Source organism: Sphingobium sp. V4 (genome assembly GCF_029590555.1).
In the GTDB taxonomy this organism is placed as follows: domain Bacteria; phylum Pseudomonadota; class Alphaproteobacteria; order Sphingomonadales; family Sphingomonadaceae; genus Sphingobium.
In genome coordinates this window covers 30,134-45,692 of sequence record NZ_CP081002.1, presented here as the reverse complement: position 1 = coordinate 45,692, position 15,559 = coordinate 30,134, and the positions used below count along the sequence as shown (strand labels likewise).

12 protein-coding genes are annotated in these 15,559 nt (G+C 62.2%); 5 read left to right on the top strand and 7 right to left on the bottom strand.

All coding sequences use genetic code 11. The features are described from left to right. The first annotated feature begins 193 nt into the window (after positions 1 to 193). The 3 genes from K3M67_RS16090 (at position 194) to K3M67_RS16080 (ending at position 4,541) form a co-directional block, all read left to right on the top strand. On the top strand, positions 194 to 1,288 hold the full coding sequence (locus K3M67_RS16090; protein ID WP_285833403.1) for a glycosyltransferase family 4 protein: 1,095 nt from the start codon (positions 194 to 196) through the stop codon (positions 1,286 to 1,288). An 8-nt stretch (positions 1,289 to 1,296) separates the two neighbouring features. Next, positions 1,297 to 3,513 carry an amylo-alpha-1,6-glucosidase gene (locus K3M67_RS16085; RefSeq protein WP_285833402.1) on the top strand — a complete coding sequence of 739 codons (2,217 nt, stop codon included), beginning with the start codon at positions 1,297 to 1,299 and terminating at the stop codon, positions 3,511 to 3,513. Positions 3,514 to 3,740: 227 nt separating this feature from the next. After that, on the top strand, positions 3,741 to 4,541 hold the full coding sequence (locus K3M67_RS16080; protein ID WP_066861275.1) for a DUF2189 domain-containing protein: 801 nt from the start codon (positions 3,741 to 3,743) through the stop codon (positions 4,539 to 4,541). A gap of 26 nt (positions 4,542 to 4,567) precedes the next feature. Here the strand turns inward: K3M67_RS16080 and K3M67_RS16075 are convergent, their stop codons facing one another. From K3M67_RS16075 to K3M67_RS16050, 6 genes are read right to left on the bottom strand one after another with little or no spacing between them, the layout of a single operon-like run. Beyond that, entirely contained in the window at positions 4,568 to 5,254 is a 687-nt protein-coding gene (locus tag K3M67_RS16075) for a c-type cytochrome (RefSeq protein WP_285833401.1), read from the bottom strand. 3 nt (positions 5,255 to 5,257) lie between these two features. After that, positions 5,258 to 5,638, bottom strand: a complete 381-nt coding sequence (locus tag K3M67_RS16070; protein WP_066861274.1) for a cytochrome C oxidase subunit IV family protein — start codon at positions 5,636 to 5,638, stop codon at positions 5,258 to 5,260. 5 nt (positions 5,639 to 5,643) lie between these two features. Further along, positions 5,644 to 6,330: a heme-copper oxidase subunit III family protein gene (locus tag K3M67_RS16065; protein WP_502958931.1), complete on the bottom strand. Its 687-nt coding sequence runs from the start codon at positions 6,328 to 6,330 to the stop codon at positions 5,644 to 5,646. 36 nt (positions 6,331 to 6,366) lie between these two features. Then, entirely contained in the window at positions 6,367 to 6,975 is a 609-nt protein-coding gene (locus tag K3M67_RS16060; RefSeq protein WP_066861271.1) for a cytochrome c oxidase subunit 3, read from the bottom strand. Then, positions 6,972 to 8,690 carry a cytochrome c oxidase subunit I gene (locus K3M67_RS16055; RefSeq protein WP_285833399.1) on the bottom strand — a complete coding sequence of 573 codons (1,719 nt, stop codon included), beginning with the start codon at positions 8,688 to 8,690 and terminating at the stop codon, positions 6,972 to 6,974. Before K3M67_RS16055 ends, K3M67_RS16060 begins: the two co-directional genes overlap by 4 nt. After that, positions 8,690 to 9,619, bottom strand: coding sequence for a cytochrome c oxidase subunit II (locus K3M67_RS16050; protein WP_285833398.1), 930 nt, complete (start codon positions 9,617 to 9,619; stop codon positions 8,690 to 8,692). Before K3M67_RS16050 ends, K3M67_RS16055 begins: the two co-directional genes overlap by 1 nt. A gap of 523 nt (positions 9,620 to 10,142) precedes the next feature. Here K3M67_RS16050 and K3M67_RS16045 point away from each other — a divergent pair. Both K3M67_RS16045 and K3M67_RS16040 read left to right on the top strand, forming a co-directional pair. Then, positions 10,143 to 10,790, top strand: a complete 648-nt coding sequence (locus K3M67_RS16045; protein ID WP_066861268.1) for a TetR family transcriptional regulator — start codon at positions 10,143 to 10,145, stop codon at positions 10,788 to 10,790. Continuing rightward, positions 10,783 to 12,084, top strand: a complete 1,302-nt coding sequence (locus K3M67_RS16040; RefSeq protein WP_285833397.1) for a nucleotide disphospho-sugar-binding domain-containing protein — start codon at positions 10,783 to 10,785, stop codon at positions 12,082 to 12,084. Before K3M67_RS16045 ends, K3M67_RS16040 begins: the two co-directional genes overlap by 8 nt. A 441-nt stretch (positions 12,085 to 12,525) precedes the next feature. On the opposite strand, the gene K3M67_RS16035 is transcribed toward K3M67_RS16040, so the two are convergent. After that, positions 12,526 to 15,315, bottom strand: coding sequence for a TonB-dependent receptor (locus K3M67_RS16035; protein ID WP_285833396.1), 2,790 nt, complete (start codon positions 15,313 to 15,315; stop codon positions 12,526 to 12,528). Positions 15,316 to 15,559 lie beyond the last annotated feature (244 nt).

The window sequence follows — 15,559 nt, the reverse complement described above, 5'->3', positions numbered from 1 at the left end:
TGCGGCTCATGCCAATGCGATCGACGGTGCCGTGCAAGCGCGCGAGAAAAGGCCTTCGTCCGGCATCCGCTCCTGCTTTGCGACGAAGCACTGCGGTGTCATGCAACCAGCGGGCATCCTGAAGGCTTATAGCGATGCAGCCTGCCGCGGGTCGGGGAACGGAAGGCGCCACTCGTTCGAGAGGAATGCCTGCATGAAGATCGCGCAAATCGCCCCCTTGGCCGAAAGCGTGCCGCCCAAATTCTACGGCGGGACCGAGCGTATCGTTTCCTATCTGACCGAAGAACTTGTGCGCCAGGGGCATGACGTGACCCTGTTCGCCAGTGGTGATTCGCAGACCAGCGCCGAACTGGTGCCCATCACCGATATGGCGCTCCGTCTCAATCCGGCGGTAGCCGACACGATCCCCTATCATATGATGATGCTGGAGCAGGTCCGCCGTCGAGCCGACGAGTTCGATGCCCTGCATTTCCACATCGACATGCTGCACCTGCCCATGGTCCAGGACTTTATCGGGCGCACCGTCACGACCCTCCACGGCCGGCTCGACCTGCCCGACCTGCCGCCCTTCTACCGCGTGTTTCCCGACCACAGTCTGGTGTCGATTTCCGACCATCAGCGCCTGCCCATGCCACCGGTCAACTGGGGCGGGACCATCTATCATGGCCTGCCGTCCGATCTGCTGCCGCCGCGCCTGGGCGCTGGCGAGGATTATCTGGCGTTCCTGGGCCGCATATCGCCCGAGAAGCGACCCGATCGCGCGATCCGCATCGCCGCGCGCTCCGGCATGACGCTCAAGATCGCGGCCAAGATCGACGCTGTCGACCGTGGCTACTGGGAGAGCGAGATCGCGCCATTGGTCGATCACTACCCCAATGTGGAGTTCATCGGGGAAATCAATGAGCAGCAGAAGGCGCATTTCCTCGGCCAGGCGAGCGCGCTGCTCTTCCCGATCGATTGGCCCGAGCCTTTCGGCCTGGTGATGATCGAGGCGATGGCCTGTGCGACGCCGGTCATCGCCTTCCGCTGCGGCTCTGTGCCGGAGGTGATCGAGCACGGCGTGTCGGGCTACATCGTCGGGAGCGAGGACGAAGCCGTCGCGGCCGTGGCGGCCCTGCCCCGTCTTGACCGCGCGGGGGTGCGCGGCGCGTTCGACGCACGCTTCACGGCAGCGCGTATGGCGGCCGACTATGTCGCGCTCTATCGTACCCTGCCCGGCGCGCGGACGGATGCCGCGCGGTTGCGCCGCCAGCGCGGCGAGGACGCCGAATTGCAGATCGTGGCATAGGAGACTCCATGACGCTGATCCAGCCCGAGCCAGATGTGCCCGGCATTGCAGGAGGGCAGGCGATCTCGCAGGCACAGACCCAGTTCTTCATTCCCGCGACCTCGTCGCTGCACGAACGTCGGCCGCGTACATTGAAGCATGGCGACAGTTTCGCGGTGTTCGACCATAGCGGCGACGCCATTTCCGGCCCCGGCAGTCCGGAAGGGCTTTACCATCGCGATACCAGGCATCTGTCGCATCTCTATCTGACCGTCAATGGCGTGCGGCCGATCCTGCTGAGTTCCGCGTTGCGTGACGACAATGCGATGCTGACCTGCGACCTCGCCAATCCCGACTTTTTCGGCGACGATGGCCGGGTCGCGGTGGAACATGACCTGATCCATCTGCGCCGCACCCGCTTCATCTGGAAGGATGCATTGTACGAGCGGATCACCATCCGCAATTTCGACACCGAAACCCGTCAGATCAGCATCGAACTCGGCTTTGCGGCCGACTTTGCCGATCTCTTCGAAATTCGCGGCATGACCCGATTGCGTCGCGGGACGATACGCGACGCCCAGGTGGGGTCCGCGGACGTCCTCCTCGGCTATATGGGGCGGGACGATCGCGAACGGCGTACGCATCTCCATTTCGATCCGATGCCCGACGAACTGACCGAAAATCATGCACGGTTCGATGTGACCGTGCCGCCGGGCCAGCGCTGTGCCCTGTTCACCCGCATCTGCTGTGATCGTGCGGAAGGCGGCAGCGCCCTGCCCAAGCAATTCCTCAAGTCACTGCGCGAAGCCATGCAGACGCTCCGGCAAGCACGGAACCGGGGCGCGACGATTCATTCGTCCAACGATCTGTTCAACGAAGTCGCACGCCGATCGGTCGCCGATATTTCGATGCTCTCGACAGACACTGAATTTGGTCCCTATCCCTATGCGGGCATCCCCTGGTTCAGCACGGTGTTCGGCCGCGACGCCATCATCACCGCGCTCGAAACCCTGTGGATGGATCCGGCGATCAGCCGCGGCGTCCTCGGCTATCTTGCGGCCCACCAGGCCACCCGCTTCGATCCGGCGGCCGATGCGGAGCCGGGCAAGATCCTGCACGAGGTACGGCAGGGCGAGATGGCCGAACTGGGCGAAGTGCCTTTCCGCCATTATTATGGCAGCATCGATTCAACCCCTTTGTTCGTGATGCTCGCCGGCGCCTATCTGGAACGGACCGGAGACGCAGCTTTCCTGACAAATATTCTCCCGAATATCGAAGCAGCGCTCGCCTGGATCGATACCCATGGCGATCGTGATGGGGACGGATTCGTCGAATATGGTCGCCTGACCGACCAGGGCTTGCAGAATCAGGGCTGGAAGGACAGCCATGACTCGATCTTCCATGCCGATGGCGCCATTGCTCGCGGCCCGATCGCCCTCGCCGAGGTGCAGGCCTATGTCTACGGCGCCTGGAAGGCGGCCGAGCAGTTGTTCGGCATGATCGACGATCCTTCGCGGGCGGCCGATTATCGGGACCGGGCCGCACGGCTGCGCGACCGTTTCGACGCCGCTTTCTTCGACGCCGCGCTGGGCACCTATATTCTCGCGCTGGACGGCGACAAGCGCCCCTGCCGCGTGCGCTCCTCCAATGCCGGGCATGTCCTCTATACCGGACTGGCGCGCGAAGATCGGGCGGAGGCCGTGGTCCGCACGCTGATGGCCCCCGCCTCCTTTTCCGGCTGGGGCGTCCGCACCATCGCATCGACCGAGAAACGCTACAATCCGATGAGCTACCATAATGGCTCGATCTGGCCCCACGACAACGCGCTGATCGCGGGCGGCTTTTCGCGCTACGGTTATCAGCGGGAAGCCGCGCAGATATTCGAGGGCTTGTTCGCGGCGGCCACCTATGTCGACATGATGCGCCTGCCGGAACTATTCTGCGGCTTTCCGCGCCGCCGCTCCCAAGGTCCGACCTTCTATCCCGTGGCGTGCAGCCCGCAGGCCTGGTCCGCTGCCGCCCCGCTGGCGCTGATCCAGTCCAGCCTCGGCCTGCGGTTCGATGTCGCCGCCGAACAGATCAGTTTTCAGCAACCGGCGCTGCCATATTTCATCCAGAGCCTGTCCATCGGCGGTCTGGCTATCGGCGCTGCGAAAGTCGACATCCTGTTCGACCGCGTCGGCGATCAGGTGGTGGTCAAGCGGGCGGCTCGAAATGGAACCGCCAGGATCGTGACCGTTACCTGATCCATCCGGCAGAGGGTCGCCGGACTTTCCACCTGTCCCGGCAGAGAATGATGACGCTTGTCTGCCAAGCAGGGATGGGTGTAGTGTGCTTCGATAGGCCATGAGGCGTTTCCTCATGCCGAGACGATGTTCAAGCAGACCCGAAACGGGCTGCGTCGGCACCAGTCCCGACAGAGGGCAGGAGAAGCCAGCGTCTGACATGGCGGCACGTCATGAGGAGAGCCACCATGGCCATAACTCATCCAGGGGGTCTAGCGCCTCCCCATGAGGATTATGAAATTCGCAGGATCGGTCTGAAGGATCTGCGCATCGCCCTGCGCCAGGGCTGGGAAGATTTCCTGGCCAAACGTGGCGATCTGCTTTTCATCGGTTTCATCTATCCCCTCGTCATAGTGTTCGCGATCCTGCTGGCCAGTCAGATGCCGGTGCTGCCGTTGCTGTTTCCGCTTCTGGCCGGATCGGTCCTGTTCGGCCCGGCCTTTGCCAGCGGCTTCTACGAACTGGCGCGGCGGCGTGAACAGGGGCTGGATTCCCGTTGGCGCCATTTCCTGGACGTCGTGCGCGGACCGGCCTTTCCGGCGCTGTTCGACCTGACCAGCGTGACCGCCATGCTCTTCCTTGGTTGGATGACGGCTGCCTGGTTCATCTATTATTCGACTGTCGGCCAGCTCGGGCCTGACGTGATCGCATCGCCGAGCGCCTTCCTGCAGGCCGTATTCGGCACCGCCCAAGGCTGGCAAATGATCATCATCGGCAATCTCGTGGGGCTGGGCTTTGCCATCGTGACGCTGGCGGTGAGCGTCGTGTCGTTCCCCATGATCATCGACAAGAGGGTCAATTGGGGTGTCGCGCTGCGTACATCATTCCGCGTGGCGTGGAACAACCCTGTGACGGTCGCGGCATGGGGCCTTACCGTGGTGACGCTCCTCGTCCTGGGCGCACTGCCCGGACTCGTCGGGCTGGCCGTGGTACTGCCGGTGCTGGGCTACGCCACCTGGCACCTCTATACCCGGGCAGTCGTTCGCTGAACCATTCCGCCCGGTGGGCACCATCCTCACCGGGCGGCCCCGCTCCGCGCCGCCGGCTTCGGTTCGGGCGGCGGGGGCGCGCCATGTCCCAGGGTGGCGAGATATTTGATCAGCGCCGCGCGATCCTCGGCGCGACGCAGTCCGGCAAAGTTCATCTTCGTTCCCGGCACGTCGCGCGCGGGCGATGCAAGAAAATCGAACAGACTCTCATAGCTCCAACTGCCGCCATGTTCCTTCATTGCGGGCGAGTAGGCAAAGCCGGCATGGGTCGCGACCGGCCGGCCTACAACGCCCCATAAATTGGGACCGATGCGATTGGGGCCGCCCTGTTTCAGGTCATGGCAGCTGAGGCATAATTGCGCCTTGGCCCTGCCCACATCCGCATTCGCGTTGGCGAGCAGAGTGCCAAGGTCCGCTTGCGCGGCAATCCCTGCGCCGTCAACGCCGACGGCCGGCATCGGCGCCTTGCCCAGCATGTCCCGTCGATAGGCGATCAGCCGATCGCCCTCGCCCGGAGCCTGGAGGCTGGCGGGCCAGTCCCGCTGCACCGACGCCATGTCGACACGCGGCGGCATGGCATCGGCGGGCGCATAAGCGAGCTTGCCCACCCCATCCTCCGGGTACAGCTGCCCGGCAAACCAGTCGAGGCTCCATAGCGCGCCTGCCGCTCCGGCAACGCATAACCCTGTCGCCAGCCACTGCATCCGGTTCATGGTTCAGCCTCCCCCGCCCATGAAGATCGCGCGGGTCCAGTAGGCATAGTCCGCTTCGATCAGCATGATGCGTACCAGCACGAGCAGCACGAGCGGCGGCAGCAATATCGCATAGGTCAGCGACAGCCGCTCCCAGGCCAGGTGCATGAAGATCGACAGGATCAATCCCGCCTTCAACAGCATGAACAGGATGATCAGCGTCCATCGCACAATGCCCTGCACATGCATATAGTCGACCAGATAGGACAGGGTGCTGAGCACGAACAGATAGCCCCAGACCTTGAGATAAAGGCCAATGGGGTGCTGTTGCCCATGGTCCGCAGCCGGCGGGTGCTGGCCGTCTGGAACGATCTGCGTTTGCGGGACAGGTCTGTCATACTGCATGGCGATCACCAGAGATAGAAGAAGGCGAAGATGAAGACCCAGACGAGGTCGACGAAATGCCAGTAGAGGCCGGCGATTTCGACCGCGCTATAGTCGCCCGATCGGTCATAATGACCTCGCGCCACCTTCGAGGCGATGATCGCCAGAAGGATGACGCCGCAACTAACATGCAGGCCGTGGAAACCGGTAATCATGAAGAAGGTGGCCCCGAATTGCGGAGCGCCCATCGGGTTGCTCCAGGGGCGCACCCCTTCCTCGACGATCAGCTTGGTCCATTCGAAGGCCTGCATCGCCACGAAGCTTGCCCCGAACAGGGCCGTAATCAGCATCAGTATCGCGGTTTTTCGCCGGTCGCGGCGATAGCCATAGTTGACCGCCATCGCCATGGTGCCGCTGGAACTGATGAGCACGAAGGTCATGATCGCGATCAGGATCAGCGGGATTTTCTGCCCGCCAATCACGAGCGCGAACACTTCCGCCGTATTGGGCCAGGGCAGCACGGCGGACGAGCGGATCGTCATATAGCCGGTGAGGAAGCAGGAGAAGATGAAGGTATCGGACAGCAGGAAAATCCACATCATCGCCTTGCCCCAATGGGTATGGCGAAAGACTTCCTGGTCCGAAGACCAGTCGGCCGCGATCTCGCGCAGGCTCGGGGTTATGACCTCCCGATCTCTTCTGTCCGGCACCATGTGAGACATTGCGATACTGTCCCCTGCTGAGAGATTTCATGTCGATACCAGCAATCCGGCAAGCAGAAGCCAGATGACCAGAAGAAAATGCCAATAAACCGCACACAGGCGGATATGGCGCAGGTTGCCGCCGATCAGCACCCGCCCGGCAGCAACCAGACCACCGATGATGTGGCAACCGTGAAGCGCGGTCAGCAAATAGAAGAAGGCATTGGCCGGATTGGCGGACAGATCATAGCCCGCCGCCTGATAATGGCGCCAGAGCAGCCATTGCCCAACGAGAAAGCAAAGACCCAGTGCGGCGCCGGCGACCGACGCTCCTATTGCCTGGCCGTGCCTGCCGCGCGCCGCCATGCGCCGACTGATCTCCCAGGCAAAGCTGCTGACAAGGAGGACCGCGCTGTTGATCCACAACAGCGGCGGATCAGGCATCGGCGCCCAATCCCCGCCATCATGGCCCATGGCGGTATGAAGCCCCATTCGCATGAGATAAGCCGCCGTCAGCAGCGAGAACATCACCATGGCGACAGCGAAATAGACAGTCAAACCGACTGCGACTGCCGACGGACGATCGATCTGACTGTCTATTTCGCTGTCGCTCGCCGCGTCCCAGCTTTTTTCGGCAAGGCGCGCCAGGATGGTCATGCGCGCGGCGCCGTCTGGGGGATGAAGTCGCGCTGCGCGCCCGGTACGCTATAGTCGTAGGCCCAGCGATGGACGACCGGCAGTGTCGCGCCCCAATTACCATGGGCGGGCGGCGTTTGCGGAGTCTGCCATTCCAGACTCGCCGCGCCCCAGGGGTTGGGATCGGCTTTCGGCCCCCGGAAAAGGCTCCAGATCATGTTGAAGAAGAACAGTCCCTGCGCCGCGAACACGATCAGCGCGGCTATGCTGATCCATTCATTGGCGAGGTGGACCGACTGCGGGATGAAGGCGGCGTCGCCCAGCGCATAATAGCGGCGCGGCACGCCCAATATGCCCAGATAATGCATCGGCAGGAAAATCGCATAGACGCCCAGGAAGGTGATCCAGAAATGGAGCTTGCCCAGCGTCTCGTTCCACATCCGCCCGAAAATCTTGGGATACCAGTGATAGATGGCGCCGAAGATCACCAGCACCGGCGAAACCCCCATCACCATGTGGAAATGGGCGACGACGAAGAAGGTGTCGGACAGCGGCACGTCGACGCTGACATTGCCCAGGAACAGGCCCGACAGCCCGCCATGGATGAAGGTGAAGATGAAGGCGATGGCGAACAGCATCGGCACGCGCAGATGAATGTCGCCGCGCCATAGCGTCAACAGCCAGTTATAGACCTTGATCGCGGTCGGGACGGCGATGATCAGCGTGGACGTGGCGAAGAAGAACCCGAAATAGGGGTTCATGCCCGACACATACATATGATGCGCCCAGACGACGAAGCTCAATGCGCCGATGATGACGATCGCCCACACCATCATGCGATAGCCGAAGATGTTGCGCCGCGCATGGACGCTGATGAGGTCCGACACGATGCCGAAGGCGGGCAGGGCCACGATATAGACTTCGGGATGGCCGAAGAACCAGAAAAGATGCTGGAACAGCAGCGGACTGCCGCCTTCGGTCGGCGTGATGCGACCCATGGCCTGCATCGTCGGCATGAAGAAGCTGGTGCCGGCGAAATGATCGAACAGCATCATGATGGCCGCGACGAACAGCGCCGGAAAGGCCAGTAGTCCCATGACCGAGGCGGTGAAGATGCCCCAGACCGACAGCGGCATCCGCATCAGCGTCATGCCCTTCGTCCGCGCCTGAAGCACCGTCGTCACATAGTTGAGGCCGCCCATGGTGAATGCCGCGACGAAAATGGCGAGGCTGACCAGCATCGTGGCAATGCCCCACTGATGGCCCGGCGTGCCTTCGGTGATGGCCTGCGGCGGATAGAGCGTCCAGCCCGCGCCGGTCGGCCCGCCCGGGACGAAGAAGCCGGCCACCAGCACGATCACCGACAGCAGGTAGAGCCAGTAGCTCAGCATGTTGACGAAGGGGAACACCATGTCCCGCGCACCGATCATCAGCGGGATCAGATAATTGCCGAAGCCGCCAAGCAGCAACGCGGTCAGCAGATATACGACCATGATCATGCCGTGCATCGACACAAATTGCAGATAATTGTCCGGCTGAATCCACGAGAAGGTCCCCGGAAAGCCGAGTTGCAGCCGCATCAGCGCGGACAGGACCAGCGCCACAAGCCCGATCGCGATCGCCGTTACGCTATACTGGATGGCGATGACCTTATGGTCCTGGCTCCAGACATAGCGGGTGATCCAGCTGTGGGGATGATGCAGCGGACGCAGGTCGTCGGCCAGGGTGGTAGCCATTAGCGGGCACTCCGGCTGATCGTGTCTGTCCTGATTTTCCAGCTGGCGGACGAACTCAGCCGCTCTGGGAGCAATGGACTGGGGACGGAGCAGGCATTGGCCGCGACCAGCATGGCGGACCGCGCAGCCGGTGGCGCATCCGCCAATATCTGCTGGAAGCTCACCTGCTGCGCCCGCCATTTCGCGAAGGCCGCCGGCGTTTCGACGATCACCTTGCCGCGCATCTCGTGATGGCCGGTACCGCATAGTTCGGCGCACAGGATATCGAACGTCCCGGCCTTCGTCGGCGTCATCCAGAAATAGGTGACGATGCCGGGCACAAGATCCATTTTTGCCCGGAATTCAGGCACGTAGAAATCGTGCAGCACGTCCTTCGACCGCAATATGATCTTCACCGGCTGTCCTGCCGGCAGATGCAGGTCGCCGGCCTCGACCAGCAGATCGTCCCGCCCGAAAGGATCGAGCGGATCGAGGCCCAGCACATTGTCGGGCGTTACATATTTGACCGCGGCGGCGCCCAGCACGCCATCGGGTCCGGGATAGCGGAATGACCATTGCCATTGCTGGCCGACCGCCTCGACGATGGCTGCGTCCTGTGGAACGGAGACATATTTGCCCCAGGCGGCCAGCCCCGGCGCAAGCAGGCCGGCAACCCCGATCGCCGTCCAGACCGTCAATCGTTTCTCCAGCTTGCTGTTTTCCGGCTCATAATGGGCGCGATGGCCCGCCCGATGCCGATAGCGGACCAGCGTCCAGGCCATGAAAAGATTGAGCAGAACGAAAGCCGCGGCACAAATCCACAAGGTCACGTCGAGAGCGGAATCGATAGAGTGCCAGTTGGATGCGATGGGCGTGCGCCACCAGGGACTGAACAGATGGAAGGCGACTGATCCAAACACCAGCACGGCGATGGCAACCGCAATGGGCACAGCCTCTCTCCCGTCGAAGGTGAGCGCCTCGCAACCATTTTCACCGGCCCTTCGAGTCGCTCCCGAAATACCGTGCAAAATAACCTAAAGAAAAATGTCGCTTTAGGAAAGTGTCGAACACCCATCTCTGGCCGCACGAAGAGCGCGCCGGTCCCGTCCAGCCAAATGTCTCCAACTGGAATTCCATAGTCACGGCGCGATTGCCACCTGAACAAGATAGGCATTTTTCCTCGGAAGGTCCGATGCCATGAAATATAGATGCGATGTTATCCCTCATCTATAATTCTCCATGCCCGACGTGAGACGCGCGGTTCAAGTAGAGTGTGGGGCCGGCGCCCCGTTCCGGGCCGCCGTAATCCTCTGGAAACGGTCGAACAGGGATAGGACGCACCTCTTCGCCAAGGCCGGGCGAAGCCATATGCCATGGCGATCCGGATGCCTATCGCGTGACCCGGCATTTTTCATGTTAGTCAAATAAACATGGAATTTGCGCAGCCTGAGATTTCATATTATGTCACATAACATGAAAGACGAATCCCCCCCTCGCCGCTATCGCCAGACAGCCCGCGCGGCCGCCGCAGCCGAAACCGCCGAACGCGTCCTCGATGCGTTCATGGCGCGCATGGAATGCTGCTGGTTCGACGAAATTCGCCTGGAAGACGTCGCGTCCGACGCGGGCGTTACGGTGCAGACCGTGATTAGGCGCTTTGGTGGCAAGGAGGGCCTGCTGGAAGCGGGCCAGAAGGCCATGGAGGCCAGCATCAACACGGCCCGCGCGGTCCCGGCCGGGAACGTTGCCAGGGCGCTCGACGCCATCATCATCGAATATGAGACGATGGGCAAACTGGTGATCCGCCTGCTGGCGCAGGAAGAACGCTATGCGCCCATCAAGGCGACGACCGATTTGGGCCGCGCAAACCACCGCGCGTGGGTCTACTCGGTCTTTGCGCCCTGGCTTGAGGCGATGCTGCCCGAACAACGCCTGCGCGCGCATGACGCTCTGGTGATCGCGCTCGACATCTATGTCTGGAAGCTCCTGCGCATCGACATGCAGCGCAGCACCGCCGATCTTCGCGACATGATGCTCAATCTGTGCGCGGGCGCGCTGGCTGTCGCCCCTGATATGTTCGAACCCGAAACCGCCGTTTCCCCGGAGCCGATCCATGTTTGATTCCGACAGAAAGCTGAATCTGCTCATCACGACCTGGGAAGGCGGCGGCTCGGTCGGACCGATGCTGACCCTTGCGCGCAAACTTCGCGATGCCGGACATGCCGTGCGTGTGATCTCCGATGCCTGCAATCGGCCGGAAACAGAGGCGACAGGCGTGCGCTTCATCCCCTGGACCCGCGCACCCAGCCGCACGGACCGCAGCCGCGACAGCGAACTGATCCGCGACTGGGCGGCCGCCAGCCCGGCAGAGGGTTTCGCCCAGGCGATCGAGCAGGTCTTCGCCGGTCCCGCCTACGCCTATGCCGAGGACGTCATCGAGGAACTGAGCCGCGAGGCAGCCGATCTCGTCGTCACCAACGACTTTCTCTTCGGAGTAATGGCCGGATGTGAATCGATAGGCCAACCGGTCGTGGCGATGGCGTGCAACATCAACCTGTTCCCGGTGGACGACGCACCGGTGACGGGGCCTGGACAAAGCGAGGCGCTCTCACCCGAGGAAGCCGCGCAGGAGGCCATGATGGTCGAAGGGTTTCGCGCAGTGTTCGACACGGGCCTTCCTGCGCTCAACACCGCGCGGGCGCTGCTGCACCTGAAACCGCTCGACCGGCTGCTCGATCAACTCGCCTGCGTCCGGACCACGTTGGTCTCCGTCAGCAAATATTTCGACATGGTGCGCGAACCGGTGCCATCGGGTTATCGCTATGTCGGGCCGCAAATCGACGATGCCGCCTGGACCGATGCGTGGGACGATGGATCGAGCCGATCCGCGTGTCCGGACGCATGGCCGCTCGTGCTGGTGTCGTTCAGCACGACCTTTCAGAACCATGTCGCTGTGCTTCAGAGGGTCATTGACGGACTGTCACCGCTGCCGGTGCGCGTGGTGGTCACGCTGGGCCCAACCATCGCCCCGGAAGAACTGTCCCCGGCGTCCAACACGCGCCTCGTCAGGAGTGCGCCCCACGGGCCGCTGATGCGCGAGGCCGCGCTCCTCATTACCCATGGGGGTCATGGCACGCTGGCCCGCGCCATGGTCAACCGGTTGCCGATGCTCGTGCTCCCCCACGGCCGGGACCAGGACGGGAATGCGGCCAGGATTGTGGCTCATGGCGCGGGCCTGATGTTGCCGCCCACCGCCCCAGCGATGGAAATCGGCGACGCCACAGTTCGGATCATCGGCGACCCAACATTTGCCACCGCAGCGAAGGTGCTTGGCGACCATGTCGCTCGCGAGACCGAACAGTCCGATATTGTTCAGCAGATCGAGCAGCTTTGCCGCTGCCGGGCCTTCGCCTGACATGCGGGAAGGACAATCCGACGCTGGACAGCGATGTGGCGTCGAATCCATGCGCGGAGCAGCCTGCCGCCAGATATAGACCGTCGATCGTGCCGGTAACGGGGATGGCAGGCACGACATAGGGCGTAGAATCAACGCAGGCCCAGATATGGTCGATCTCCAGCCCGGCAAGCGGCGGGACGGTGCCGCGCTCATTGTGCATGTGGCATCCACCAGCCGTCGGCTCGGACTGTCGGCCAAAGGGGGGGTCTGCGACTCCCGGCCTGAGATAACGGAATGCGGCGGGTTTCGGGGATGCGCGGGCGGTCTGCGCCCCACCCCGCATATCGGTTGCGAAGCCGGACTCGCGCGTTGCCCGCGCCATGTCGATCCCGCACAAAAAACGCCAGTTGTCCGGAGAGGACAACTGGCAAGAGGGGGCGCTACCGGGGAGGAATGGAGTTAGAAACTGTAGCGAACCCCGAAATTAAACTGTCGGCCGCTGTGAGTAAGGACATTGAGGCGGTTGGTTTCATCCACAAACTGATCGTTGCTTTCATCGGTCAGGTTGATCGCCTCGATGCTGAGCTTCAGCCTTTTGGTAAGATTATAGCTGGCCTGCGCATCGACGTTCAGCGTACTGTTAGTGCCGTTATAGGCATTGCCCTCCGTACCGGGCACGGCCGTCAGATATTTGGAGCGATAGGCGACAGAGCCACGGACCTGGAATTTCTCCGTTTCGAAATAGAGGGTGGCGTTGGCCGCTTTCTTCGAGAGGCCCACGAGCGGCGCGGTAACCGACGTACCGCCGCTGGCCGAGGTCAGATATTCGATATTGGACTTCACATAGGTGTAGTTGGCGAGCACGCCGAAATGCGACAGGAAGCCCGGCAGGAAGCTGAAGGGCTGCTGGATGTTGATCTCGAAGCCCTTGAGGATGCCTCCGTCGGAATTGACCGGCTGACTGACGATGAAGATGTCGCCGGGCGAGGCCGTGGTGCCGGTCAGAAGCGAGTCCGGCAGGCCAAGGCTGCTGTAGGGCACGCCGACGCTCAGCGTCTGGGCAAAGCTTCCGATATCCTTGCGAAAGGCGGAGATCGCATAGATGGCGCCCTGCATCGGATACCATTCGATCGAGGCGTCCAGATTCTTGGATGAGGTGGGCTTGAGGTCCGGATTGCCCGAACTGAAGGTGCGGTTGCCGCCCGACACGTTGAGATTGCCGCCCGGCGTGAGCGACGCGATGCCGGCGCGAGCCAGCGTCTTGGCGGCGGCGAAGCGTACCTGGAGATCGTCGGTGATGTTGCCGACCAGATTGAGCGATGGCAGCCAGCGATTATAGCTGCGATCGGCCGTGACGAGGTTGATCGCCGTCCCCTGGCTGGCATAGCCGGTGGAAAACTGGTCGGTCTTGACGTAGCGCAGGCCGATATCGCCGCGGATCGGCACGCCGGCCATGTCCTGGAGGTTGAACTGCGCCATCCCCCAGACGCCGGTGTCTTCCTCCGTCACGGTAATATAGGAACCGCGCGCTGTGGCATTTTCGATGCCACCAGTGGCGTAGAGCGGGTTGGCATAGATGCCGCCCTGGCTGATGAAGGCATTGAGATCAGGCACGATCCAGGCCGTGGGCGTGCCGGACGGCACGTTCAGCCCCTTGCCGAAGCCCGAGAAGAGGGTGGTCATGCCAGCCAGTTGGGCCTGGGTCAGCGGCGCGACCACGGTTTCGCCTGACAGGCGACGGCGCTCGGTCGAACCATATTCGAACTTGCGCCAGTCGAGTCCCGCCTTCAGCGTCACCCCGTCGATCGCTTCCCATTCGGCCTGGCCCTTTGCGGTGGTGAAGGCGTTGCTGACCGTTTGCGGGCGGATGCGCACTTCCGACGTGCCGTTGATGAAGCTCCAGGTTGCCGGATTGGCGACGTCGACACCGGGCTGGATATTCGGGAAACGGGTCGAGAAATCATATTGAAAATTGCCGGTGTTGATGGCGTCGATCGTCACCGTGGTCTGGATCGGGTTGGAAAACTCCGAGCTGGCATAGCCTGCCATTGCGAAGACCTTGAGACGGTCCGTGAACTGGTGATCGACCGATCCCGTGACCTGATAGAATTCGGTCTTGAGCACGTCGTAGCGCGACTGGGACCGCAGGTCGACATTGTCGAACCGACCGCTGATGATGTTGTTGTCGTCATCCACCACGCCATCGCGGATGATTGTCTGCGGCTTTCCGCTGCCGGAGCGGCTGAAGCTGATCGCCTGAAGCTGCGCTTCCTTGCGCGTTCCGTCGAGCCGCGAATAGAGGCCATCCAGCGAGATCAGCGTGCGATCGGTCGGCTTGAACTGCACAGAGCCGGCAGCGCCCAGACGCTGCTGGGAAATGTCATAGCTGACGAGACCGGGAATGCGCGGATGAAACAGCGCAGTATCCGGATTGTTGTCGTTGATCTGCGTCAGACTATAGCCCGGAAGCGTCGAGGCCGCGTTGAAGCCGCCATTGAAGCCGCCATAGGTCCAGCGGGTGATATTGGCCCCCTCTTCCTTGATCTTGCGCTCTTCATAAGCGACCGACAGCAGAATGCCGAAGCGGCCATCGTCGGTCTGGGTCGCTACCAGGCCGGAGAGGCGCGGCGTCGTCTTTTCGCTGAGGTCATTATAGCTGGCCGCCGCCGACAGGGCCACCGTGGGCTTGCGATAATCGAGTGGGCGCGAGGTTTGCAGGTCGACCGTGCCGCCCAGCGAGCCTTCCTCCACGTCGGCCGTTGCCGTCTTGCGGACCGACAGGTTGGAAAAGAGGTCGGACGAGAAGATGTTGAAGTCGAAACCGCGACCCCGGTTCACCCCACCCGAATTATCGGTGCCGCCGGTCGTGCCGATCGCTTCCATGCCATTGATGCGGACGCGGGTATATTCGGCGCCCAGGCCACGGACAGAGATGTTGCGTCCCTCGCCATTGACGCGGCTGATCGCGACGCCGGGAATGCGCTGGAGCGATTCCGCCAGGTTCAGGTCGGGGAACTCCGCAATATCCTCCGCCTTGATGGCATCGACCGTCGCGGTTTCGTTGCGCTTTACGGCAAGCGCGCTGTTGAGGCTCGCGCGAAAGCCGGTGACGACGATATCCGCCACCTCGCCCCCGGTCTGCTGGGGCGGCGCAGCCTGCTCCTGCGCATTGGCATGGGACGCCAAGGCAATGGTCGCGATCACGCTCGACAGGTTCAGCATGGATTTCAGTCGGTAAGCGCCGTTCATGGCCTGCTCTCTCCCCTAATCATCATTGCCCGGCCTTAGGAACCGGATCGGTCACATCTCGATAGACTGGGCAAGGATGCGAAAGCCAACCTCAATCCGGCATGAATCGATGCATGGCTTGCACAGATAGCGAAAGGACACCGGTATCCTCTGCCAGATTATGCCAAGAACTGGCTGGATCATGCCGCATTTGGACTTGGACCCGCAGCGGCTGTCGGGCTAGCTTGGATATCCCATCTATTAC

Bases quoted from the DNA above. Each gene is read 5' to 3' on its own strand.
- K3M67_RS16060 (WP_066861271.1), bottom strand. From the start codon at position 6,975: ATGACCATCCTGGCGCGCCTTGCCGAAAAAAGCTGGGACGCGGCGAGC.
- K3M67_RS16055 (WP_285833399.1), bottom strand. From the start codon at position 8,690: ATGGCTACCACCCTGGCCGACGACCTGCGTCCGCTGCATCATCCCCAC.
- K3M67_RS16080 (WP_066861275.1), top strand. From the start codon at position 3,741: ATGGCCATAACTCATCCAGGGGGTCTAGCGCCTCCCCATGAGGATTAT.
- K3M67_RS16085 (WP_285833402.1), top strand. From the start codon at position 1,297: ATGACGCTGATCCAGCCCGAGCCAGATGTGCCCGGCATTGCAGGAGGG.
- K3M67_RS16070 (WP_066861274.1), bottom strand. From the start codon at position 5,638: ATGCAGTATGACAGACCTGTCCCGCAAACGCAGATCGTTCCAGACGGC.
- K3M67_RS16040 (WP_285833397.1), top strand. From the start codon at position 10,783: ATGTTTGATTCCGACAGAAAGCTGAATCTGCTCATCACGACCTGGGAA.
- K3M67_RS16065 (WP_502958931.1), bottom strand. From the start codon at position 6,330: ATGGTGCCGGACAGAAGAGATCGGGAGGTCATAACCCCGAGCCTGCGC.
- K3M67_RS16090 (WP_285833403.1), top strand. From the start codon at position 194: ATGAAGATCGCGCAAATCGCCCCCTTGGCCGAAAGCGTGCCGCCCAAA.
- K3M67_RS16075 (WP_285833401.1), bottom strand. From the start codon at position 5,254: ATGAACCGGATGCAGTGGCTGGCGACAGGGTTATGCGTTGCCGGAGCG.
- K3M67_RS16045 (WP_066861268.1), top strand. From the start codon at position 10,143: ATGAAAGACGAATCCCCCCCTCGCCGCTATCGCCAGACAGCCCGCGCG.
- K3M67_RS16035 (WP_285833396.1), bottom strand. From the start codon at position 15,315: ATGAACGGCGCTTACCGACTGAAATCCATGCTGAACCTGTCGAGCGTG.